At 54.7% G+C, this 20,477-nt stretch carries 19 protein-coding genes and 1 pseudogene; 16 read left to right on the forward strand and 4 right to left on the reverse strand.

Translation table 11 applies throughout. The features are described 5' to 3' along the window. Window positions 1-52 precede the first annotated feature (52 nt). The 6 genes from PUR_RS00720 (at window position 53) to PUR_RS00745 (ending at window position 5,926) form a co-directional block, all read left to right on the forward strand. A complete protein-coding gene (locus PUR_RS00720) occupies window positions 53-1,174 on the forward strand; it encodes an ABC transporter ATP-binding protein (protein ID WP_179033589.1) in 1,122 nt (373 codons plus the stop codon). 345 nt (window positions 1,175-1,519) lie between these two features. Next, window positions 1,520-2,458, forward strand: a complete 939-nt coding sequence (gene hprK, locus PUR_RS00725) for an HPr(Ser) kinase/phosphatase (RefSeq protein ID WP_179033590.1) — start codon at window positions 1,520-1,522, stop codon at window positions 2,456-2,458. Window positions 2,459-2,470: 12 nt separating this feature from the next. Continuing rightward, window positions 2,471-3,508 carry a prolipoprotein diacylglyceryl transferase gene (lgt, locus tag PUR_RS00730; protein ID WP_179033591.1) on the forward strand — a complete coding sequence of 346 codons (1,038 nt, stop codon included), beginning with the start codon at window positions 2,471-2,473 and terminating at the stop codon, window positions 3,506-3,508. Between the two features lie 3 nt (window positions 3,509-3,511). Beyond that, window positions 3,512-4,165 (forward strand): pyrophosphatase PpaX, encoded by a 654-nt coding sequence (ppaX, locus tag PUR_RS00735; RefSeq protein WP_179033592.1) that lies wholly within the window; start codon window positions 3,512-3,514, stop codon window positions 4,163-4,165. Then, a complete protein-coding gene (locus PUR_RS00740) occupies window positions 4,162-4,650 on the forward strand; it encodes an acyltransferase (protein WP_179033593.1) in 489 nt (162 codons plus the stop codon). Before ppaX ends, PUR_RS00740 begins: the two co-directional genes overlap by 4 nt. Window positions 4,651-4,741: 91 nt before the next feature. Then, complete coding sequence (locus tag PUR_RS00745; protein ID WP_179033594.1) at window positions 4,742-5,926, forward strand: acyltransferase; 1,185 nt, start codon at window positions 4,742-4,744, stop codon at window positions 5,924-5,926. Between the two features lie 83 nt (window positions 5,927-6,009). Here PUR_RS00745 and gntK read toward each other — a convergent pair whose 3' ends face one another. The 4 genes and pseudogenes from gntK to gnd form a co-directional block, all read right to left on the reverse strand. Continuing rightward, window positions 6,010-7,554, reverse strand: coding sequence for a gluconokinase (gene gntK / locus PUR_RS00750; protein ID WP_179033595.1), 1,545 nt, complete (start codon window positions 7,552-7,554; stop codon window positions 6,010-6,012). Window positions 7,555-7,637: 83 nt separating this feature from the next. Then, window positions 7,638-8,907: pseudogene (locus tag PUR_RS00755) on the reverse strand (GntT/GntP/DsdX family permease). A gap of 162 nt (window positions 8,908-9,069) precedes the next feature. Further along, entirely contained in the window at window positions 9,070-9,741 is a 672-nt protein-coding gene (locus PUR_RS00760) for a GntR family transcriptional regulator (protein ID WP_179033596.1), read from the reverse strand. Between the two features lie 131 nt (window positions 9,742-9,872). Further along, window positions 9,873-10,772, reverse strand: coding sequence for a phosphogluconate dehydrogenase (NAD(+)-dependent, decarboxylating) (gene gnd, locus PUR_RS00765; RefSeq protein ID WP_179033597.1), 900 nt, complete (start codon window positions 10,770-10,772; stop codon window positions 9,873-9,875). A 382-nt stretch (window positions 10,773-11,154) separates the two neighbouring features. Between gnd and PUR_RS00770 the strand changes: the two genes are divergently transcribed. The 10 genes from PUR_RS00770 to PUR_RS00815 all read left to right on the forward strand — a co-directional run bounded on the left by PUR_RS00770 (window position 11,155) and on the right by PUR_RS00815 (window position 20,286). Continuing rightward, window positions 11,155-12,360 carry an ATP phosphoribosyltransferase regulatory subunit gene (locus tag PUR_RS00770; RefSeq protein ID WP_179033598.1) on the forward strand — a complete coding sequence of 402 codons (1,206 nt, stop codon included), beginning with the start codon at window positions 11,155-11,157 and terminating at the stop codon, window positions 12,358-12,360. A 74-nt stretch (window positions 12,361-12,434) separates the two neighbouring features. Continuing rightward, window positions 12,435-13,070 carry an ATP phosphoribosyltransferase gene (gene hisG, locus PUR_RS00775; RefSeq protein WP_179033599.1) on the forward strand — a complete coding sequence of 212 codons (636 nt, stop codon included), beginning with the start codon at window positions 12,435-12,437 and terminating at the stop codon, window positions 13,068-13,070. Between the two features lie 202 nt (window positions 13,071-13,272). Next, a complete protein-coding gene (gene hisD, locus PUR_RS00780; protein ID WP_179033600.1) occupies window positions 13,273-14,580 on the forward strand; it encodes a histidinol dehydrogenase in 1,308 nt (435 codons plus the stop codon). Continuing rightward, on the forward strand, window positions 14,546-15,175 hold the full coding sequence (hisB, locus tag PUR_RS00785; protein WP_179033601.1) for an imidazoleglycerol-phosphate dehydratase HisB: 630 nt from the start codon (window positions 14,546-14,548) through the stop codon (window positions 15,173-15,175). Before hisD ends, hisB begins: the two co-directional genes overlap by 35 nt. A 3-nt stretch (window positions 15,176-15,178) precedes the next feature. Beyond that, window positions 15,179-15,796, forward strand: coding sequence for an imidazole glycerol phosphate synthase subunit HisH (gene hisH / locus PUR_RS00790; protein WP_179033602.1), 618 nt, complete (start codon window positions 15,179-15,181; stop codon window positions 15,794-15,796). Window positions 15,797-15,928: 132 nt separating this feature from the next. Beyond that, complete coding sequence (gene hisA / locus PUR_RS00795) at window positions 15,929-16,660, forward strand: 1-(5-phosphoribosyl)-5-[(5-phosphoribosylamino)methylideneamino]imidazole-4-carboxamide isomerase (protein WP_179033603.1); 732 nt, start codon at window positions 15,929-15,931, stop codon at window positions 16,658-16,660. A gap of 329 nt (window positions 16,661-16,989) precedes the next feature. Then, the gene (hisF, locus tag PUR_RS00800) at window positions 16,990-17,748 is read left to right on the forward strand and encodes an imidazole glycerol phosphate synthase subunit HisF (RefSeq protein WP_124696092.1); all 759 of its coding nucleotides are present in this window, start codon (window positions 16,990-16,992) and stop codon (window positions 17,746-17,748) included. Further along, a complete protein-coding gene (gene hisIE / locus PUR_RS00805) occupies window positions 17,745-18,467 on the forward strand; it encodes a bifunctional phosphoribosyl-AMP cyclohydrolase/phosphoribosyl-ATP diphosphatase HisIE (RefSeq protein WP_179033604.1) in 723 nt (240 codons plus the stop codon). Before hisF ends, hisIE begins: the two co-directional genes overlap by 4 nt. A gap of 17 nt (window positions 18,468-18,484) precedes the next feature. Further along, a complete protein-coding gene (gene hisJ / locus PUR_RS00810) occupies window positions 18,485-19,312 on the forward strand; it encodes a histidinol-phosphatase HisJ (protein ID WP_179033605.1) in 828 nt (275 codons plus the stop codon). 23 nt (window positions 19,313-19,335) lie between these two features. Beyond that, window positions 19,336-20,286, forward strand: coding sequence for a ribose-phosphate diphosphokinase (locus PUR_RS00815; protein WP_179033606.1), 951 nt, complete (start codon window positions 19,336-19,338; stop codon window positions 20,284-20,286). The last annotated feature ends 191 nt before the right edge of the window (window positions 20,287-20,477 follow it).

Raw genomic sequence — 20,477 nt, forward strand, 5'->3', positions numbered from 1 at the left:
AAGTACAGGAATTATTTCCGAACTCTATCACTTATCCGAGGGGGAAATTCAAATGGCAGGCGTACGTTTAGAGCATGTATTCAAAAAATATCCAGGTTCCGATAAAGCAACGGTAATTGACGTCAATCTTGACATTAAAGATAAGGAGTTCCTTGTACTGGTCGGACCTTCCGGCTGCGGTAAATCCACTACCTTGCGGATGATCGCAGGGCTGGAGGAAATCTCCGAAGGCAAGCTGTTTATCGGCGAGCGCGTTGTCAACGATGTAGCTCCTAAAGACCGCGACATCGCGATGGTGTTCCAATCCTATGCCTTGTATCCTCATATGAGCGTGTACCAAAACATGGCGTTCGGCTTGAAGCTCCGCAAGGTGAAAAAAGACGAGATCGACAGAAAAGTGCGCGAAGCCGCGAAAATTCTTGATATCGAGCACCTGCTGGAACGTAAACCGAAGGCGCTTTCCGGCGGCCAACGTCAACGTGTCGCTCTAGGCCGTGCGATCGTCCGCGATCCTCAAGTGTTCCTGATGGACGAACCGCTTTCTAACCTCGATGCTAAGCTGCGCGGACAAATGCGCGCCGAGATCACGAAGCTGGTTAAACGTCTTGAGACCACTTGCATTTACGTAACACATGACCAAACGGAAGCCATGACGATGGGAGACCGTATCGTCGTTATGCAGGATGGCATTATCCAACAGGCTGCTTCTCCTGAAGAACTGTACAACCATCCGCAGAATCTGTTCGTGGCCGGATTTATTGGTTCTCCGACGATGAACTTTATTTCGGGTTCCTTGTCCGAAGTAAATGGTTCCGTACGTTTCCGCGCAGACAACCTGGATGTTGAAGTTCCCGGCGGCAAAGCTCAGCTGCTCCGCAGCAAAGGCTACATCGGCAAGGAAGTCATCATGGGCGTTCGTCCGGAAGACATTCACGAAGAGCCGGTATTCCTGGAAGCTTCGCCGAATACCGTCTTTACCGCACTGGTAGAAGTAACCGAGAACCTGGGTCATGAAATGCTGTTGTACCTGAGCGGCATTGGCAAAGACTCCATCATCGCCCGCGTTGACGGACGTTCGACAACCCGTGAAGGCAGCAAGCCGAAACTCGCTATCGATATGAACAAAGTGCATTTGTTTGACAAACAATCAGAGCTGAACATTTTCCTGGGATAAGCGCCAGGTTCAGACTCTTTTGGGAAGCCGCCCTCCGGGGCGGCTTTTTATATTAATGAAGAGATTCGGCAAGCGTCTTTCTTAAGGGGGATTTATATGCCGCCAATCTCCGTCTCCTCTCCAAATCTTCAATAAAGCACAGGTCATCCCTATACCGTTTATTTTGTCAAAAAGACTCTGTCCGCATAACCTTCCAACCCGGTATAATGATTGCATTCGCATCCGTTATCCTTTAAGATAGCAGGAGAATTACCTGCCGGAAGGAAGGATTATACAGCCGCTGCCGGTCAAGGGAAGCAGGACAGGCGGGGACAGAACCGCAGGCGACGAAAGGAAGAAACAGATATGGCCAAGAAGGTAAAAGTATCGGAATTGGTAGAGCATTTTCAACTGGAAGTCATTTCCGGACAAGAAGGCCTGAAAAGGCTGATTACGGTCGACGACCTGAACCGCCCCGGCCTCGAAATGGCCGGATATTTCGAATATTATCCTGAAGACCGGGTTCAACTGATGGGCAAGACGGAGTTGGCCTTCTTCTCAATGCTTCCTGCCGAGGAACGGATCAGCCGGATTCGCGGCATTTGCGACGATCAGACCCCCTGTATCGTTATTACACGCGGTCTGGATGTGCCGCAGGAACTGCTTGATGTCAGCAATGAAAAAGGGCTGCCCGTATTGCGCAGCTCGATGGCGACAACGATTTTTTCCAGCCGCTTGACCAGCTTTCTGGAAGGAAGACTGGCTCCGACCGCGACCATTCATGGCGTGCTCTGCGACGTATATGGCGTCGGCATGCTGATTACCGGCAGCAGCGGCATCGGCAAGAGCGAGACGGCGCTTGAGCTGGTTAAGCGCGGCCACCGCCTTATTGCCGACGATGCCGTTGAAATCCGGCAGACTTCGGACAACCAGCTGCACGGGACCGCGCCGGAGCTGATTCGGCATCTACTGGAAATCCGCGGCGTCGGTATTATCAACGTTATGACGCTGTTCGGGGCCGGAGCAATACGCAACCATAAGCGGATTACTCTGGTCGTTAAGCTGGAGGCCTGGCAGCAGGACAAGCAATATGACAGGCTCGGACTGGATGAGGAGACGACGCGCATAATCGACACCGATGTGCCGCTGGTGACCATTCCGGTGCGTCCGGGACGGAACCTTGCCGTTATTATCGAAGTGGCGGCGATGAATTACCGGTTGAAGCAAATGGGCTTCAATGCCGCGCTGCAATTCACCCACAAGCTTACTGCAACCATATCGGAAGATATGGACGACCTGGACTAGGAGGGCGAGGGAATGTTTCCACTGGCGCTAGATCCGATTGCCTTTTCAATCGGCGCTTTAAAGGTGCACTGGTATGGCCTGATTCTGGGACTTGGCGCCTTGACCGGCCTGTTCCTTGTGATTCGGGAGGGGAGAAGATTTGGCATCCCCCAGGAGTTTTTTATGGACTTGCTGCTTCTCGGCGTTCCTTCGGCCATTATCGGCGCGCGTATTTATTACGTAGCTTTCACTTGGGACGAATATAAGAACAACTTTGTGGATGTATTTAAAATATGGAACGGCGGAATCGCCATCTACGGGGCGCTCATCGGGGCTATTATTTGCGCTATTATTTACTTCCGTTATAAAGGCTATCCTTTCTGGCGGATCGCTGATATTTGCGCCCCCGGGCTGCTGGCTGGACAAATGATTGGCCGATGGGGCAACTTTGTGAACCAGGAAGCCTATGGTGGTCCGGTTCATGAGACTTTTTTGCGGAACAGTCTGCATTTGCCAGACTTTATTGTGAACCAAATGTACATAGAAAAGGATCTGGCGTACCATCACCCGACCTTTTTGTATGAATCGCTGTGGAGCCTGGTCGGCATTGTGCTGCTCGTGGTGCTGCGCAGACAGCGGTTTATACGCGCGGGAGAATTGTTCCTGTCGTATTTCATCTGGTATTCGATCGGACGGTTCTTTATAGAAGCGCTGCGGACCGACAGCCTTGCTTTTAAAGGCAGCGATGCTCTAGCCTCGTTTATTAATGGCCTGTGGAGCCCGATGAAGGGCCTGGGCTTCGAACAGGGATATCTCAATCCGGACTACGGAAATATCCGGACCTCTCAACTGCTGGCCCTGCTTATTGTTATCGCGGCGATCTTGCTTATCGTTATCCGCCGGACGACGGGAGCGGCCAAGGCCCATTATTCGGACCCGATTGTGTCCACCAAGCCGCAAACCACCGATCCTGTACTGACGGAACCGGAAGGGAATCGGGAGCAAAAGGCTTCCACCGGTCCGTCCCCCCATAACCATCCGCCCTTGGAAGAGGAGAAAAAGGAGCAGTAATCTATGATTGAAGGTATTTTATTTGATTTGGACGGCACGATCGTCAATACAAATGAGCTGATTATCAGCTCGTTTATGTACGCGCTGGAGCATCATGCGCAGCCTGCGATTACCCGGGAGCAGATGATTCCCCATATGGGAACCAGTCTTACGGACCAATTAAGAGCATTCACCAATCTTCAGGATGTCGCCGCTCTGGAGGCTTCCTACCGCCTGTATCAAACCGAGCATCACGACAATTTGATCCAGTCTTTTCCAAAAGTGAACGAAACGCTGGAAGGGCTGCGCAGCCGGGGAATCAAGCTCGGGGTCGTAACGACCAAAATCCGCCCCACGACGATCCGGGCGCTGGAGATGTTCGATTTGCTGCAGTACATGGATACGGTTGTGACGCTCGATGACGTTACGAAGCTGAAGCCTCATCCGGAACCGGTGCTGACAGCGGTGAACAATCTGGGCTTAAGTCCGGAGAAAGCGCTGATGGTTGGCGATAGCGGAGTCGATATCCAGTCGGCTAAAGCTGCAGGCGTACTGGCTGCCGGGGTGGCATGGTCGCTGAAGGGTGAGGATACGCTCCGCAAGTATGAACCCGATTATATTCTTCGAGATATGACCGACCTGTATGAAATTGTAGGTGAGGGAACGGCTGGATTGTGAGCAGGAAGGTCACCCGCTATCCGGTCGAAGGAGATAATTCGCTTTGGCACATTTACCGGACGGTTAGTCCGTGGAAGGGCGTAAAAAATTTTATTTTTATCCAGATTGCGCGCTATTGTCCAATTCTTCCGCTCAAGAACTGGATTTATCGCCGAGTGCTCGGCATGAAAGTGGGGAAACATACAGCTTTCGGGCTGATGGCGATGGTGGATGTGTTCTTTCCGGAGCTAATCACGGTTGGTGAAAATTCGATCATCGGGTATAATACGACCATCTTGGCGCATGAGTATCTGATTCGAGAGTACCGACTGGGCGCGGTTGTGATCGGGGAGAACGTGCTGATCGGCGCCAATACGACAATTCTTCCCGGTGTAACGATCGGTGACGGGGCCATTGTGGCTGCAGGCTCGGTTGTGCATAGGGATGTACCGGCGGGAGCTTTTGTCGGCGGAAATCCGCTGCAGGACTTGAAGGGAAACCGATAAAAGTACATTTCAGGGATGAATGCTGCAACAATATCGTGGCTTCTCCTGTTGGACTTTTCAGTGGCAATCGCGATTACTACAGGAGGTGAACATGGGACAAAAAGAACGTATCCCTCAGTTGGATATTTTTCGGGCAATCTCTATCTTTGCCGTGATGGCGATCCACGCGACTTCGCGGACGCTCGCGGAAACGCTGAATACGCCGCTGTTTCACCTGTTTTTGTTCATCAATAAATTCAGCCAGTTTGCGGTGCCTTCATTTGTATTTTTAAGCGGTTTTGTACTGTTCTACAACTATATCGACCGGCCGCTGACCGGCAAGACGCTGGGCAAATTCTACAGCCGAAGGCTGATCTATATTCTCGTGCCTTATATCGTATTCTCACTGCTTTATTTTGTGCTCAAGCTCTATGCAGGCAATCAGTGGAGCATGCCTCCACAGGAGATGGCAGCCAAGATGGCCAAATATGTGCTGACCGGAACGGCTTATACGCACTTGTACTACGTTATTATCATTATCCAGTTCTATGTGCTGTTTCCGCTGCTGCTGTGGTGTCTGCAAAAAAGCCGCCGTTTGGCCGCCTGGGCGCCGCTCATTGGTCTTGCGCTTCAGTGGGGGTTCGTGGTGCTCAATAAGTATATGGTCAACCACGGCTATTGGCAGGTGCCGAAGGGCAGTCTTGCGATTACGTACTTCTCCTATTTTTTGCTGGGCGCGGCCATAGCGGTGTTTTATTCGTCCCTTAAGCCTTGGCTGATTCCTGGGGATGATAAGAGACCGACGGGGCGCTGGTTGCTGTGGGCGGTCCTGTGGGTGGTCTGGATTGCTGTAGGAACCGCTCATGTAGAGCTGTGGAACCGCAATTATACGCAAAAAACGGTCATCAACAGCTTTTGGTTCGAAGGGGCTGCGAATGCTCATGCGCTGCTGTCCTGTCTGGTGCTGCTTCAGCTTTCCTTCTTGTTGTACGGCGCGGGCCAGCGGCTGTGGTCCAGACTGTTAATTTCGGCCGGGGCCTGTTCGTTCGGCATTTATCTTGTTCATCCGGCTGTGCTCTTTTTCTACCGGAAGATTGATTTTCACGGCGGCTATCTTGCCTATGCGTTGGCTATTGCCGGCGGCTGGCTTGCCGCGCTCCTTCTTTCCTGGATCATTGTGGCGCTTGCTTTCCGGTACATCAAGCCTGCTTGGATTCTGTTCGGCTCGGTGCCGCGGCGTTCGGTGAGGCAGCCGCAAGAGCTGCGGCAGGAGTATAGCAGGAGTATATCCAAATAAGATAAAAGAAGTAAAAAGGGTGTTCTCCGTCATGCCAAATGACGGGAACACCCTTTTTGGTGGCTATTATGGACGTATAATGACTATTCCCCGGCGTGTTCGCGCTGGAATTTGGCAATTGCCTCATATTGGCTGTCCAAGCTGCGGAACAGCGAGATAAAGATAGGCAGCAGCTGCTTATACACGTTTGCGTTGGCCTTGATAGGCATATGGCGATGCGTAGTACCGATCATGCCGAATACAGCATTCAGAGAGTCGATTCGCCCGGTCGCGTATAGACCGAGTACGACTGCTCCCAGGCAGGAACTCTCGAAGCTCTCCGGCACAACCACCTCCTGGTCGAAAATATCCGCCATCATCTGCCGCCACAGGGCGGAGCGGGCAAAACCGCCGGTCGCCATAATCCGCTGCGGGCGTCCCATCTGCTCCTCCACCGCCAGCATGACGGTGTACAGATTGAAGATGACACCTTCCAGCACGGAGCGGATCATATGCTCTTTGCGGTGGTTCATGGAGAGTCCGAAAAAGGAGCCTCTGGCGTCGGAGTTCCATAGCGGAGCGCGCTCCCCGGTCAGATAAGGATGAAACAGCAGGCCCTCGCTCCCCGCAGGCACATGTTCGGCAATCCGGGTGAGCACATCGTAAGGATCAATGCCAAGCCGCTTGGCCGTCTCCACCTCGGATGCGGCAAATTCGTCCCTGACCCAGCGGAAGAGCATTCCGCCGTTATTGACGGGACCGCCGATGACCCAGTGCTTCTCGGTCAAGGCATAACAGAAGATCCGTCCCTTGGGATCGACCACAGGCCGGTCGGCCACGGTGCGGATCGCTCCGCTCGTTCCGATGGTGGCGGCGACGACGCCGGGCTCGATGGCGCCTACGCCGAGATTGGAGAGAACCCCGTCGCTTGCGCCGACGACAAAGGGAGTGTCCGGCAGCAGTCCGATTTCCTTGGCCGCTTCCGGCAGCAGTCCGCGGGCGGCATAAGTTGTCGGTACAAGGCGGGACAGCCGGCTTTCGTCAATGCCTGCAATATTCAGGGCTTCCTTATCCCATTCCAGCCGCTCCAGATTCAGCATGCCGGTGGCGGAGGCGATGGAATGGTCGACAATGTATTCTCCGAACAGCTTCGCGAAGATATATTCCTTGATCGAAATGAATTTAGAAGTTTCTTCGAACAGCGCGGGCTGCTCCTCGCGCAGCCACATCAGCTTCGTAATCGGCGACATGGGGTGGATCGGCGTGCCTGTGCGCAGGTAGAGTTCATGCCCGCCGAGCTCATGCTTCAGGCGCAGAGTCTGGCTGGCGCTGCGATTGTCGGCCCACGTAATGCACTTCGTTAAAGGATGGCCATCCTTGTCAACGGCAATGACGCTGTGCATGGCGGAGCTGAACGAGACGAACAGGACATCCTTTGCCTCGATCCCGCTTTTTTGCATCACTGCCGAAATCGTATAGACGACGGCCCGGTAGATTTTCTCGGGGTCCTGCTCGGCGATGGACGGCGAGGGGGTAAGGAGCGGATAGCCTTGATCCGCCTTGGTTAAGATCGTTCCATTCTCCGCAAACAGCACGGATTTGGTGCTCGTAGTCCCGATATCGACACCAATCATATACTGGGTATTCATCATTCAACCTTCTTTCCGAGAATGCTGCGAAAGGGGCCGGACTGATCTCTCAGCCGCCCCAATGCATATTATCTAATATTTAATTATACAAAGACACTCACAATCAAGATGAAGATGAGGCCAACGACGGACAAGAGAGTTTCCATAACCGTCCAGCTCTTTAAGGTCTGGATAACGGACATGCCAAAGAATTCTTTGATCATCCAGAAGCCGGCGTCATTGACATGGGAGAGAATGAGCGAGCCTGCACCGGTTGCCAGAACGACCAGCTCGACCGGAGCGCCGGTGCTTACGGCAAGAACCGGGGCGACGATACCGGCAGCCGTCGTCATTGCAACGGTCGCGGAGCCGGTAGCGACGCGAATCAATGCGGCGACAAGCCAGGCGAAGAAGATCAGGTTGACATGAGTCTGCGTAGCCACCGAAGCGATGGCGCCGCCGACGCCGCTGTCAACTTTCTTGAAGCCGCGGGCAAAGCCGAGCGAGAAGAAGGAGAACACGGCCGAAATGAGCAGGGCGATAACTTCATGTCCGATAAACTTGGCAAACGGCGTAAAAGCGTTTACCGATTCCGGATCGACAATATCGGCAATGGAGCCGATCAGCATAAGAATAACGGGCATCAAAATGGTCAGAAGCGTAATGCCGAAGCCCGGCAGCTCCTTGACGCTTTTGGAAGCAAACTGTTAGGCAAGCTTCTCCGGGGGCTGAACCAGAATGCGTTTACCGATAAATTTACCGAACAACGGTCCGGAGATAATAGCGGTCGGCAGTCCGACGAGTATCGAATACAGAATCGTTTTACCCAAATTTGCGCCGTAAGCGTCAATGGCAATCATGGGCGCCGGATGCGGCGGTACAAGTCCGTGTACAGTGGACAGACCGGCCAGAACCGGAATGCCGATTTGCAGCAGCGACATTTTCGTTTTGCGGGCAACCATGAAGACAACCGGGATAAGCAGGATTAAGCCGACTTCGAAAAAGACTGGAATCCCGACGACATAGCCGACGAGCATCATGGCCCAGTGAACGCGTTTTTCTCCGAACCGGTCAACAAGCGTAGTGGCGATGCGTTCGGCGCCGCCGGATTCGGCCATCATTTTTCCCAGCATGGTGCCAAGGCCGATGACAATGGCAATCGTACCCAAGGTGCCGCCAAGACCACCGGTAATAAGACTTGATCAGATCCTGATATTTCATACCGGCCAGCAGGCCCAGGGACAGAGCGGAAAGAAGCAGGGTGACGAACGGATTCCATTTATATTTGGCGATCAGTGTAACCAGAAATACTATGACCACCAATGTGCACACAAGCAGGGTTGCATTGTGGCTGAGACCGAACAAACTGTTCATGATAGTCCTCCTTATAATGGGCAAATCACTTGGAATAAAACGGTGAAAAGATTTTATTATTTTTGTAGCGTTTTCATAATGGTCCGTCTTTCCTTGTTGCATACTTGTCGACAAGAAAAGACGAAGAAATTTTTTATACAATCATGACATTAATTTTGGACTTTATGGGAGCGTATGTCCCAGTGTCAGCATCGAATCGGCAAAATACGTCTGAACGACCTTGCGGATGTTCTCCGCATCATGCGACCTCAGTCCTTCCACAATGCTCCGGTGCTTGTCGGCAATCCAGTTCATGCGCTCTTCGCCCTCGGCAAAGCTCTTTTCGGTTGTTACCAGAATGACGGTCATGACAATCTGGCGGATGCTGTTCCACAGGTGAAGAATCCGGGTGTGGTTGGCCTTGACGACAATCGCCTCGTGAAAGGAAAAATCCTGATAGGCGAATTCCACATAATCGTTATATTTGACGGCCAGCTTCATGCGGTCGATCGTCTGCTCAAGCTGAAGGATCAGCGCATCCTGCGGGGCTCCCGAAAGTCTCGTCTGGGCAAAGCTTTCGATCAAATAACGTACATCGTATAATTCCTTGACGTTCTCCAGGTTTAGGCCGACAACAACCGCTCCCATCCGTTCCAGACGGATCAAGCCCTCCGCGGCCAGTTCCTTTAAGGCTTCCCGCACCGGAGACCGGCTTGTTCCGAATTCCTCGGCAATCCGGTTCTCAGAGAGTACCTCACCGGACCTCAGCTCTTCATTTATAATTTGCAGCCTGAGTTTGCAGGCAATGGACTCTCCAAGCGAGACTCCCTGCAACCAAGCGGTAGGATACTGCATTTCACACGACTCCTCTGCGGACGATTTGCTGGATGTGAGGCATTCTTTCTTTCGATTCTAGCATACATCCGCATTCGGGTTCTATGATTTGAAACGCAGTATAACAGACTGGCACAGCCGAAGCGCGGACGTTACTCTTCTCTTACGACGGCATGGCCGCCAAATTCATTGCGCAGGGCGGCTACTACCTTGCCGTGGAACGTATTCTCTTCCAGCGAACGGTAGCGCATCAGCAGAGAGAGCGCGATTACCGGCGTGCTGGCTTCAAGGTCAAGCGCCGTCTGCACGGTCCATTTGCCCTCTCCGGAACTCTGCATGACTCCGCGAATGCCGGAAAGCTTCGAGTCCTTGGAAAAAGCGCTTTCGGTAAGCTCCATTAGCCATCCCCGAATGACGGAACCGTTCGACCATACGCGGGCAACATCCTCATAGTTGAAATTGAAGGGGCTTTTCTCCAGCAGCTCAAAGCCTTCGGCAATGGCCTGCATCATCCCATATTCAATACCGTTATGAATCATTTTCAAAAAATGACCGCTGCCGCTGGGTCCCGCATACAAATACCCTTTATCAACGGCAAGATCGCGGAAGAGCGGCTCGACAGTGCCGAATATCTCGGGGTTGCCTCCAATCATAAAGCAGGCTCCATGCGCTGCTCCTTCGGTTCCGCCTGAAGTGCCGGCATCGAAAAAATGAATCCCGTATGCACTAAGCTTTTCCGCTCTGGCAATGGAATCTTTGTAATGGGAGTTGCCTCCTTCAATCACAATGTCTCCTTCATCCAGCAGCCCGGAAAGAGTATCCACAACGCTGTCCACCGGCGCTCCGGCCGGCACCATGACCCAAACGATTCTTGGGCGGGCAAGCTGCGCCGTAAGCTCCGCTATGCCGGAAGCCGCTACGGCTCCAAGCTTCTCAAGCTGGCGTCCGGGTTCCGGATTGAGATCGCTTACAATAACTTCATGTCCGTGATTCAATAAATTCAGCGAAAGGTTGTAGCCCATCTTGCCAAGTCCGATCAGACCCAACTTCATGTATAATCACCTCTTTAACCGTTTTCATTGATGCATGTATACCTGTATACAAGTTATGTCTGTATCATACGACGACGACAGATGTTTGTAAAGAGAAATTTGTAAGCGATTGCTGATACCGCTTTAACGCCGATTTTTTTATGGGAACTCAATTATTAAAATAGGTAGGCTGATCGAAAAAAAGATATAATGGATGCATTGAAAAGAGCTTGATCGTATAATTGAGTGAATTTTCAGGCTTGAATTGACGAAAAATAACATGTCATGGTACGATATCAAAGACGCTTTACTTTGCTACCACTTTACCATAGTAAAGAACGAGGATGTCCTTTATCAGATTTAGCTGACTGATTTTTCAATAACCGATGAGGTGAATTTCAATATGTCCAAACCGAAGGGTTTCGAGAAGCCCATAGGCTTTCGGGATTACCTCCCGCATGCCGTGAGCAAGCTGCGCAAGATCGAGAACGATGTGCTGAACTGCATGAACCAGTGGGGCTACAGCCAGATTATGACGCCGACTCTGGAATACTACGATACGGTTGGGGTTGCCAGTTCAACCTCGGACCAGAAGCTGTATAAACTGCTGAACAACCGCGGCCAGGCGCTGGTGCTGCGTTCGGAGATGACGGCCCCGGTGGCCCGCGTTGTGTCCTCGCTGCTCAAGGACGAGCCGCTGCCGCTTCGTTTGTCTTATCATGCCAATGTATTCCGGGCGATTGAGGAAGAGGCCGGACGCGAGGCCGAATTTTATCAGACTGGCGTCGAGCTGGTGGGCGATGATTCCCCTGAAGCAGACGCGGAGGTCGTGGCCCTGGCCATCGAATCGCTGAAGGCCGCGGGAGTGCAGACTTTCAAGATCGCCATGGGCCATGTCGGCTTCCTGAACGGTTTGTTCCAGGAAGTGGCCCCGGGACTGCCGGAGGTGCAGGAGGATCTCAAAAGCCATCTGCTGGACCGGGATTATGTCGCTTTCCGTGACGCACTCGGCCGGCTGGACTTGACAGAATCGCAAAAGGAAGAGATGGATGCGCTGCTGCGGCTGCGCGGCGGCAAGGAAATCTGCGGCCAGGCGCTGGGGCTCAGCCGGCATCCGCTCGCCCGTGCTTCCATTGAGCATCTGTGCAAGGTGTGGGAGGTGCTGGAGGCGTATGGAGTGTCCCGGCATGTGCTGATCGATCTGACCATGGTCGGGGATTTTACCTATTATACGGGTATGACTTTCGAAGGCTATGCCGCCGAACTCGGATTTCCGGTCTGCAGCGGCGGACGTTACGACAATCTGCTGCAGCAGTTCGGCCGATCGGTTCCTTCGACGGGCTTCTCGCTTAAGACGAACCGCATTCTGGATGGTGTCCGGGGAGCGGAGAATGGGTATGAGCTGCCGACTCTCGTCCAGTACGATGCGCAGCAGCGCAGAGAAGGATTGCAGGAGTCGGCGCGGCTGCGCACCGAAGGGCATGTTGTGATAACGAAGCTGGTGTCGAATCCCGGAGAGCTGACGACGGCCGATTCCGGTATCGAGGCGGGCGGGAAGCGCTACAGGGACATTTATACCTTCGTTTCATTTGTTAAGGAGCGCAGCTAAGGACAACTTGTCCAATGGCGCAACGGATATTATAAAAATATTAATTATAGGAACAGAAAGGCGGACATAAGCAAATGGCGCAGATACTGAAGGTGGCTATGCCGAAGGGCCGCATTTATAACAAGGCGGCAGAGCTGTTCCGTTCCGCGGGACTGCCGATTCCTCCGGAAGGCGAGGCTTCGCGCAAGCTGGTCATTCCGCTTCCTGAGGCGGGAATGGAGTTTATTTTGGCCAAGCCGGTGGACGTGCCCACCTATGTGGAATACGGAGCGGCGGATATCGGAATCGTAGGCAAGGATGTGCTGCTCGAGGAGAACCGGGATGTGTACGAGCTGCTGGACCTCGGCATCGCCCGCTGCCGGATGTCAATCATCGGCCTGCCGAACTGGGAGCCGGGTATTCATCAGCGCGTGGCGACCAAATATCCGAATGTCGCTTCCCGGTATTTCCGGGAGCAGGGCCAGCAGGTGGAGGTCATCAAGCTGAACGGCTCCATCGAGCTGGCGCCGCTGATTGGACTTGCCGAAAGAATCGTCGATATGGTGGAGACGGGACAGACGCTGCGCGACAATGGACTCGTTGAAATGCAGAGCATTTTCGGGATTACGAGCCGGCTTGTGGCCAATCGGGTCAGCTACCGGATGAAAAATGCGGAAATCCAGCAGCTGTGCGACCGGCTTCAGGCCGTTATCGCCCAGCCGGCCCAATAATTGCGTAATGCGTATGCTGCCCCGGCGCATGTTATTTATGGACGCTAGGAGCATCTCGGCAGCCGGACGCAGAGATTACGAAGCGGACAAGAAGCTGTGAGCGGACTTCCGCCTCGTTACATTTTTCATTAAACGTAAGAAAGCCAGAGGCGCATAGCGGATGGCCCAGGGGCGATCCGGCGATATATAAGGAGGAAGAGCAGTGAAGGTGCAATCCAGCAGGGATTTCAAGCTGCAGCGGGACGTCGATTACGGTACCCCTGAGCAGAATAAGGCCGTTAAGCAAATTGTGGCCGATATCAAACAGGAGGGCGATGCCGCCCTTTTCCGATATACGGAAAAATTCGACGGAGCCCGGCTGGACCGTAACAATGTCCGGGTTACCCAGGAAGAGCTGCAGGCTGCTTACAAGCATGTTGAAGAATCGTTTGTGGCGGCGATTCGGGCCGCAGCGGAGAACATCCGCGCATTCCATGCCAGACAAAAGCGGAACTCCTGGATGGACCTGCAGCCCGACGGCACGATTCTCGGCCAGATCATCCGGCCGCTCCAGCGCGTGGGCGTGTATGTTCCCGGGGGCAAGGCATCCTATCCTTCTTCCGTGCTGATGAATGTGATTCCCGCCCAGATCGCCGGCGTGCCGGAGATCGTTATGGTGACGCCGCCGGCGACAGGCGGGAAGGAAGGGATCGACCCTTATATTCTGGTCGCCGCCGCGGAGGCCGGCGTGAATGAAATATACCGTGTCGGAGGCGCCCAGGCGGTAGCCGCGCTGGCGTTCGGCACGGAGTCGATCGAACCGGTCGATAAAATTTGCGGGCCGGGCAATATTTACGTCGCGCTGGCCAAGCGCGAGGTGTACGGGGCCGTCGATATCGACAGCATCGCCGGTCCGAGCGAAATCGTCGTGCTGGCGGACGACGCCGCCGAACCGGCCTATGTCGCCGCCGATCTCTTATCTCAGGCGGAGCATGACGAGATGGCTTCGGCCATCCTTGTGACGCCTTCGCAAGCCCTGGCCGAGGCGGTCGCCGCCGAGGTGGAGCGGCAGCTTCGGGAGCTGCCGCGTGAGGCAATCGCCCGGGCTTCTGTGGAAAATTACGGCGCCATTATCGTAGTGGAGACGCTGGAAGAAGGGATTTCCGTCGTCAACCGGCTGGCGCCGGAGCATCTGGAAATCGTGGCGCAGGACCCGATGGCGCTGACCGGAGCGATCCGGAACGCCGGAGCGATTTTCCTCGGGCCATACAGCTCGGAGCCGGTGGGCGACTATTTTGCCGGGCCGAATCACATAATTCCAACGAACGGAACGGCGCGGTTCTCGTCGCCGGTGGACGTTGACGATTTTATTAAAAAATCCAGTCTGATCTATTACAGCAAGGAGGCGCTGCTGCGCGACGGAAGAACCATCATCGAGCTGGCGCGCCGCGAAGGGCTGGAGGCCCATGCCAGAGCCGTGGAAATCAGGCTGGAGAATGAAGCGAAGGGTGGAGAAGAGCGTGGAGAATAACGGGCAGTTAATCAGGCAAGCGGGTCTTTCCCGCAAAACGAATGAGACGGACATCAAGCTGGCGCTGACAGTGGACGGAAGCGGTCAGTCGGAACTGGAGACCGATGTGCCTTTTCTGAACCATATGCTCGATTTGTTCACAAAGCACGGCCAATTCGATCTGTCCGTCCAGGCGCGCGGCGATATCGAGATTGACGATCATCATACGGTGGAGGATATCGGCATTTGCCTCGGACAGGCTATGCGTGAAGCGCTAGGCGACAAGAAGGGCATCAAACGATACGCAAGTGTATTTGTGCCGATGGACGAGGCGCTCGCGCAGGTCATCATCGATATCAGCAACCGACCGCATTTCGAGTACCGGGCAGAGTATCCTTCGCAGCAGGTGGGCAGCTTCTCCACGGAGATGGTCCATGAATTTCTGTGGAAATTCGCGCTGGAAGCGCGGATAACGCTGCATGTCATCGTGCATTACGGTTTCAATACGCATCATATGATCGAAGCGGTATTCAAGGCTCTCGGGCGCGCGCTGGACGAGGCGACGGCGATCGATCCCCGGGTGAAAGGCGTTCCATCCACGAAAGGAGTGCTGTAGCCCATGACCGTTGCTATCGTCGATTACGGGATCGGCAACCTGCACAGCGTTAGCAAGGCAATCGAGCGTCTCGGCCACGAGCCGCTCGTGACTGGTAACCCGGGCGAAATTCTGGCCGCGGACCGCGTCATTCTGCCCGGCGTCGGCGCATTCGGCGACGCGATGGATCATCTGCGGGAAAGCGGACTGGACGCGGTCGTCAAAGAGGTCGCAGCGACGGGCCGGCAGCCGCTGCTCGGCATCTGCCTGGGCATGCAGCTCCTGTTTACCCAAAGTGAGGAGTACGGCGTCCATGAGGGGCTTGATCTTTTGCCGGGAACGGTGGTGCGCTTTGAGCCCAGAGAGGGCTACAAGGTTCCGCATATGGGCTGGAACAAGCTGCAGTACCTTCAGCCGGAGAACCCGCTGCTCAAGGGGCTGGAAGAGGGCCATGTCTACTTTGTCCATTCCTACCACGCCCACGTCACGCAGAAAAGCGATCTGCTGGCCGTGACGGATTACGGTCACCCGGTTACAGCTATCGTTGGGCGGGGCAGCGTATTCGGCATGCAGTTTCACCCCGAGAAGAGCGGGGAGCTGGGAAGGAAGCTGCTTGAGCAGTTTTTGAAGCTGGAAATCTAACGGGGCGTTTGCCTCATGAAACATATGGTCTGTGGCGCCTTAGGCATCCTGGGCAGGAGCTCCAGAGAGCCTTGGCGATCGGCCTCGTAAAAGTAAAATGATTTTAGCAAGGAGAAAGCGGGGAACGGCGAAATGTCTTCTTTTATCGTGTATCCGGCGATTGATATCCGGAACGGAAAATGCGTCCGGCTGCTGCAGGGCGATTATAATCAGGAAACGGTCTACGGCGACAGCCCGCTCGATATGGCCAAATCATGGGAGGCGCAGGGCGGAGAATTCATCCATCTTGTCGACCTGGACGGCGCAAAGGCCGGACATCCCGTCAATATCGACATTATCGGATCGATCGCCGCGGGCGTGAACGTGCCGGTTCAGGTCGGTGGAGGGCTGCGCACCTTGGAAGATGTGGAGAAGCTGCTGTCGCTCGGCGTCAGCCGGGTCATCATCGGCACCGCCGCCATCAATGACCGGGAATTTACCGAAGCCGTGCTGGCGAAATACGGCGCTAAGGTTGCGATCGGCATCGATGCGCGGAACGGCTATGTCGCCACGCACGGCTGGCTTAACACGTCGGAGGTGCTGGCTACAGATTTGGCGAAGGAACTCGCTTCCAAGGGCGCGGAAACCTTTATCTACACGGATATCTCCCGAGACGGGATGATGCAGGGCCCGAACGTGGAGGGCATTCTCGCTATGGCGCAAGCCAGCGGCAAAAGCGTGATCGCCTCCGGCGGGGTCACCGTCCAGGACGATTTGCTTCGCCTCAGCGCGCATAAGAACAGCGGTATCGGCGGCGCCATCGTCGGGAAGGCGCTGTATACCGGAAACATTAAGCTTGCCGAGGCTTTGGCGGCGTTGAAGTAGTCTCTGGCCCGAAGGGCCAGATCCGCGGCACGCGAAGGTTTTAGGCTTTAAAGGTTGTTAAGCAGGCGGGGCAAGCCCGCCGCCCCGTAGGGGCCAGATCCGCGGAACGCGAAGGTTTTAGGCTTTTAAAGGTATTGCTCTTTGCCGCAGGTGCGCCGCATTTCAAGCGGTCCCGCAGGGATAAGCGGTCGGACCACAAAAATGAACTAAGGAGCGCCTTCGTCCCTGACCCCGCCAAACTTCCGGGTGTCCAGAGGGCGGGCCCTCGGGGTCCCCCTTGGCTAAGGGGGATTTAGGGGGATCGAAAACGCTTTTAAGGAGGACAAAACATGCTGGCCAAACGCATCATACCCTGTCTGGACGTTAAAGACGGGCGGGTGGTAAAAGGCGTTAATTTTGTAAACCTGCGCGATGCCGGCGATCCGGTGGAGCTGGCGGCGATTTACGACCGGGAAGGCGCGGATGAGCTGGTGTTTCTGGATATCTCCGCATCGGTGGAAGGCCGGGCGACCATGGTCGAGGTCGTGCGCCGCACGGCGGGCGAAATTTCCATTCCGTTCACCGTGGGAGGAGGAATATCGGCTCCCGAGCATATGAAGACGATTTTACGCGCCGGAGCCGACAAAATCGGCATCAACACTGCGGCCGTCAACAATCCGCAGCTCATTCTCGAAGGAGCGCGGCGATTCGGCTCCCAGTGTATTGTAGTGGCGGTAGATGCCAAATATAATGAGACTTGGGGCGAGTGGGAAGTGTACACCCACGGCGGACGAAAGCCTTCCGGAATCAAAGCGCTGGAATGGGTGAAACAGGCCGAGAAGCTGGGAGCCGGAGAGATTCTGCTTACCAGTATGGATGCCGACGGCACCAAGGACGGCTTTGATCTTCGCCTGACATCGGCCGTCAGCGACTTGGTGGATATCCCGGTGATCGCATCGGGCGGAGCGGGGAAAATTGAACATTTTTACGATGTGTTCACTGCGGGCAAAGCGGATGCGGGACTTGCAGCGACCATTTTTCACTATAAGGAAATTGCGATCGGCGATTTGAAGGCCGACTTAAAACAAAAGGGTGTGGAAATCCGATGAGCGGACAGCAAAACAATACGACGCCTGGACAACAGGATATTTTGGAAGGAATACGCTGGAACGATGCCGGGCTTCTGCCTGCCATTGTGCAAGACGATAAAACCTTGGAAGTGCTCATGTTCGCATATATGAACCCGGAATCGCTGAAGCTGTCGCTGGAGAGCGGACAGACCTGGTTCTGGAGCCGTTCGCGAGGAGAGCTGTGGCATAAAGGCGGCACTTCGGGCAATACGCAGGCGATAACCTCGATTCATTACGACTGCGACAGTGATACGCTGCTCGTTAAGGTCAAGCCGGAAGGACCAGCCTGTCATACGGGCAAGGTTTCATGCTTCTACCGCGAGCTGCCGCTCGGCAGCAAGTCTGCGGCGGATAAGCCGGAGGCGGGTGAATTACATAGCGCCGAAAGATCGGCCGAAGAGCGTTTCGCTGTGCTGGCCGAGCTGGAGCGGATTATCGCCGAGAGAGAGACGGAGCTTCCGGAAGGGGCCTATACCACGTATTTGTTCAATAAAGGCGTAGACAAGATTCTGAAAAAAGTCGGCGAAGAAACGGCCGAGACGATCATCGCCGCCAAGAACAAGGATAACGCCGAGCTTCGACTGGAGGTCAGTGATCTGATTTACCACCTGCTCGTCCTGCTGCAGGAGCGAAAGCTTCCGCTCGACGACATTATGGCCGAGCTTAGCGCGCGCCACGAGCGGCCCCGCCGCGACTAGAAAGGGAGGAGCTTCCTATGCAGATCGATTACCATACCCATCACGAGCGCTGCGGTCATGCCGTAGGCAAGCTCGAAGACTATGTTCGCCGGGGCGTTGAGCTGGGCCTGGACCAGCTTGGGCTCTCGGATCATCTCCCGCTGATTCATGTCGATCCGGACCAGTATTATCCCGAGATGGCGATGCCGCTGGAGGAGCTTCCGCGCTACGTGGAGGAGTGCCTTGACCTGAAGGAGCGCTATCGAGGGACTATCGATATCCGCGTGGGGCTTGAGGCCGATTATATCGAAGGCTATGAAGAGCAAATCCGCGAACTGCTGTCTCCCTACCCATGGGATTACCTGATCGGCTCAGTCCATTTTCTCGGCGAGTGGGATATTACCGATTACCGGCAGGTTCACGGCTGGGAAGGCCAAGATCCCCTTGAGGTATACCGGCGTTACTATCAAGCGATAAGTAAGGCGGCATCTTCGGGATTATACGATATAATAGGGCATATGGATGTTATTAAAAGATTCGGCTACGGGCCGGATACCTCAGAAGGCAAGGCGGAAGTGAGAACAATGGAAAGAAGCGCGCTGCAAGCGATTGCGGACGCGGGAATCGCGATGGAACTGAACGCCTCTGGCCTGTTCAAGCCGTGCGCGGAGATGTTTCCGGCTCCGCATGTGCTTGCTGGGGCGCTTGAACTGGGCATCCCGCTGACGCTGGGCTCGGACGCCCATGATCCGCTTAAGCTGGGCGAAGGTCTTGCGGATGCGCGAAAGCTGCTCTGGGACACGGGATTCCGTGAACTTGCGGTGTTTAAAGAGCGCCGCCGCGAGGCGGTTCCTTTTGAAGGCTAATCATCTATTTGAGGAGGAGCGTTATGCAGCACCATTCATTGCGTATTTTTTCCGGCTCGTCCAATCCGAAGCTGGCCGCAGATATTGCCGGGCGGCTTGGCGTGGAGCTGGGGAGGATCAAGCTGACCCGCTTCAAGAGCGGCGAGATTTATGTGCATTATGAAGAAAGCATCCGGAATTGCGACGTTTTTTTGGTGCAATCACTCTCCCATCCCATCAATGAGCTGTTCGTCGAGCTTCTAGTGATGATTGACGCCGCCAAGCGGGCGTCCGCCCGTACGGTTAATATCATCGTTCCGTACTACGGCTATGCCCGTCAGGAGCGCAAATCGGCGCCTAGAGAGCCGATCTCCGCCAAAATGGTCGCCGACGTGCTGACAACGGCCGGCGCTACGCGCGTCCTGACCATCGATCTTCATGCCGCGGCGATCCAGGGCTTCTTCAACATTCCGGTGGACCACCTGACCGCGCTTGATCTGATCAGCGGCTATCTGAAGACTAAGAATTTGTCCGATGTGGTAGTTGTATCGCCCGATGCCGGCCGCGCTTCCATGGCCGAGAAGCTGGCGAGCCGGCTCGATTCGCCGTTTGCAATTATGATCAAGAAGCGCCCGGCCCATAACGAATCGGTCATTACCCATGTCATCGGCGATGTGGAGGGGCGGACTCCGGTCATCATCGAGGATCTGATCGATACGGGCACCACCATTGTCAACGTTGTCGAAGGACTTAAGGAGAGAGGCGCGAAGAACAGCATCGTCTGCGCCACACACGGGCTATTCTCCGGTCCGGCGATCGTCCGGCTGGAGCATCCGGGAATTGAGGAAGTGGTGGTCACCGATTCAATCGCGCTGCCCGCCGATCACTCCAGCCGGTTCACTGTATTGTCGGTCGCTCCGATGCTGGCAAGGGCCACACGCATTATTACCGAAGGCGGTTCCATCGATAAGCTGCTTGAAGACGCGGGGATTTAACATCCCCCGTCTTTTTTTGTCTATACAGGAGAACAGCCGGCATAACGACGATGCGGATGGCTCTCCGTTTTTCCTCTCACTTTTTGTCTGTTTCAGGCGCCCGTTCAACTTGAGACCCCCCCTCGGTTTTGTGTTATACTGTGTGGAGACAGCCGGGACGGAATTCGGAACCCGGCAAACGTGAAGTTTGG

Source organism: Paenibacillus sp. URB8-2, from assembly GCF_013393385.1.
GTDB lineage: Bacteria > Bacillota > Bacilli > Paenibacillales > Paenibacillaceae > Paenibacillus_AQ.

What these genes read in the sequence shown, in the direction of transcription:
- PUR_RS00720 (WP_179033589.1), top strand. Translation starts at nt 53, where the DNA reads ATGGCAGGCGTACGTTTAGAGCATGTATTCAAAAAATATCCAGGTTCC.
- hprK (WP_179033590.1), top strand. Translation starts at nt 1,520, where the DNA reads ATGGCCAAGAAGGTAAAAGTATCGGAATTGGTAGAGCATTTTCAACTG.
- lgt (WP_179033591.1), top strand. Translation starts at nt 2,471, where the DNA reads ATGTTTCCACTGGCGCTAGATCCGATTGCCTTTTCAATCGGCGCTTTA.
- ppaX (WP_179033592.1), top strand. Translation starts at nt 3,512, where the DNA reads ATGATTGAAGGTATTTTATTTGATTTGGACGGCACGATCGTCAATACA.
- PUR_RS00745 (WP_179033594.1), top strand. Translation starts at nt 4,742, where the DNA reads ATGGGACAAAAAGAACGTATCCCTCAGTTGGATATTTTTCGGGCAATC.
- gntK (WP_179033595.1), bottom strand. Translation starts at nt 7,554, where the DNA reads ATGAATACCCAGTATATGATTGGTGTCGATATCGGGACTACGAGCACC.
- PUR_RS00760 (WP_179033596.1), bottom strand. Translation starts at nt 9,741, where the DNA reads ATGCAGTATCCTACCGCTTGGTTGCAGGGAGTCTCGCTTGGAGAGTCC.
- gnd (WP_179033597.1), bottom strand. Translation starts at nt 10,772, where the DNA reads ATGAAGTTGGGTCTGATCGGACTTGGCAAGATGGGCTACAACCTTTCG.
- PUR_RS00770 (WP_179033598.1), top strand. Translation starts at nt 11,155, where the DNA reads ATGTCCAAACCGAAGGGTTTCGAGAAGCCCATAGGCTTTCGGGATTAC.
- hisG (WP_179033599.1), top strand. Translation starts at nt 12,435, where the DNA reads ATGGCGCAGATACTGAAGGTGGCTATGCCGAAGGGCCGCATTTATAAC.
- hisB (WP_179033601.1), top strand. Translation starts at nt 14,546, where the DNA reads ATGAAGCGAAGGGTGGAGAAGAGCGTGGAGAATAACGGGCAGTTAATC.
- hisH (WP_179033602.1), top strand. Translation starts at nt 15,179, where the DNA reads ATGACCGTTGCTATCGTCGATTACGGGATCGGCAACCTGCACAGCGTT.
- hisA (WP_179033603.1), top strand. Translation starts at nt 15,929, where the DNA reads ATGTCTTCTTTTATCGTGTATCCGGCGATTGATATCCGGAACGGAAAA.
- hisF (WP_124696092.1), top strand. Translation starts at nt 16,990, where the DNA reads ATGCTGGCCAAACGCATCATACCCTGTCTGGACGTTAAAGACGGGCGG.
- hisIE (WP_179033604.1), top strand. Translation starts at nt 17,745, where the DNA reads ATGAGCGGACAGCAAAACAATACGACGCCTGGACAACAGGATATTTTG.
- hisJ (WP_179033605.1), top strand. Translation starts at nt 18,485, where the DNA reads ATGCAGATCGATTACCATACCCATCACGAGCGCTGCGGTCATGCCGTA.
- PUR_RS00815 (WP_179033606.1), top strand. Translation starts at nt 19,336, where the DNA reads ATGCAGCACCATTCATTGCGTATTTTTTCCGGCTCGTCCAATCCGAAG.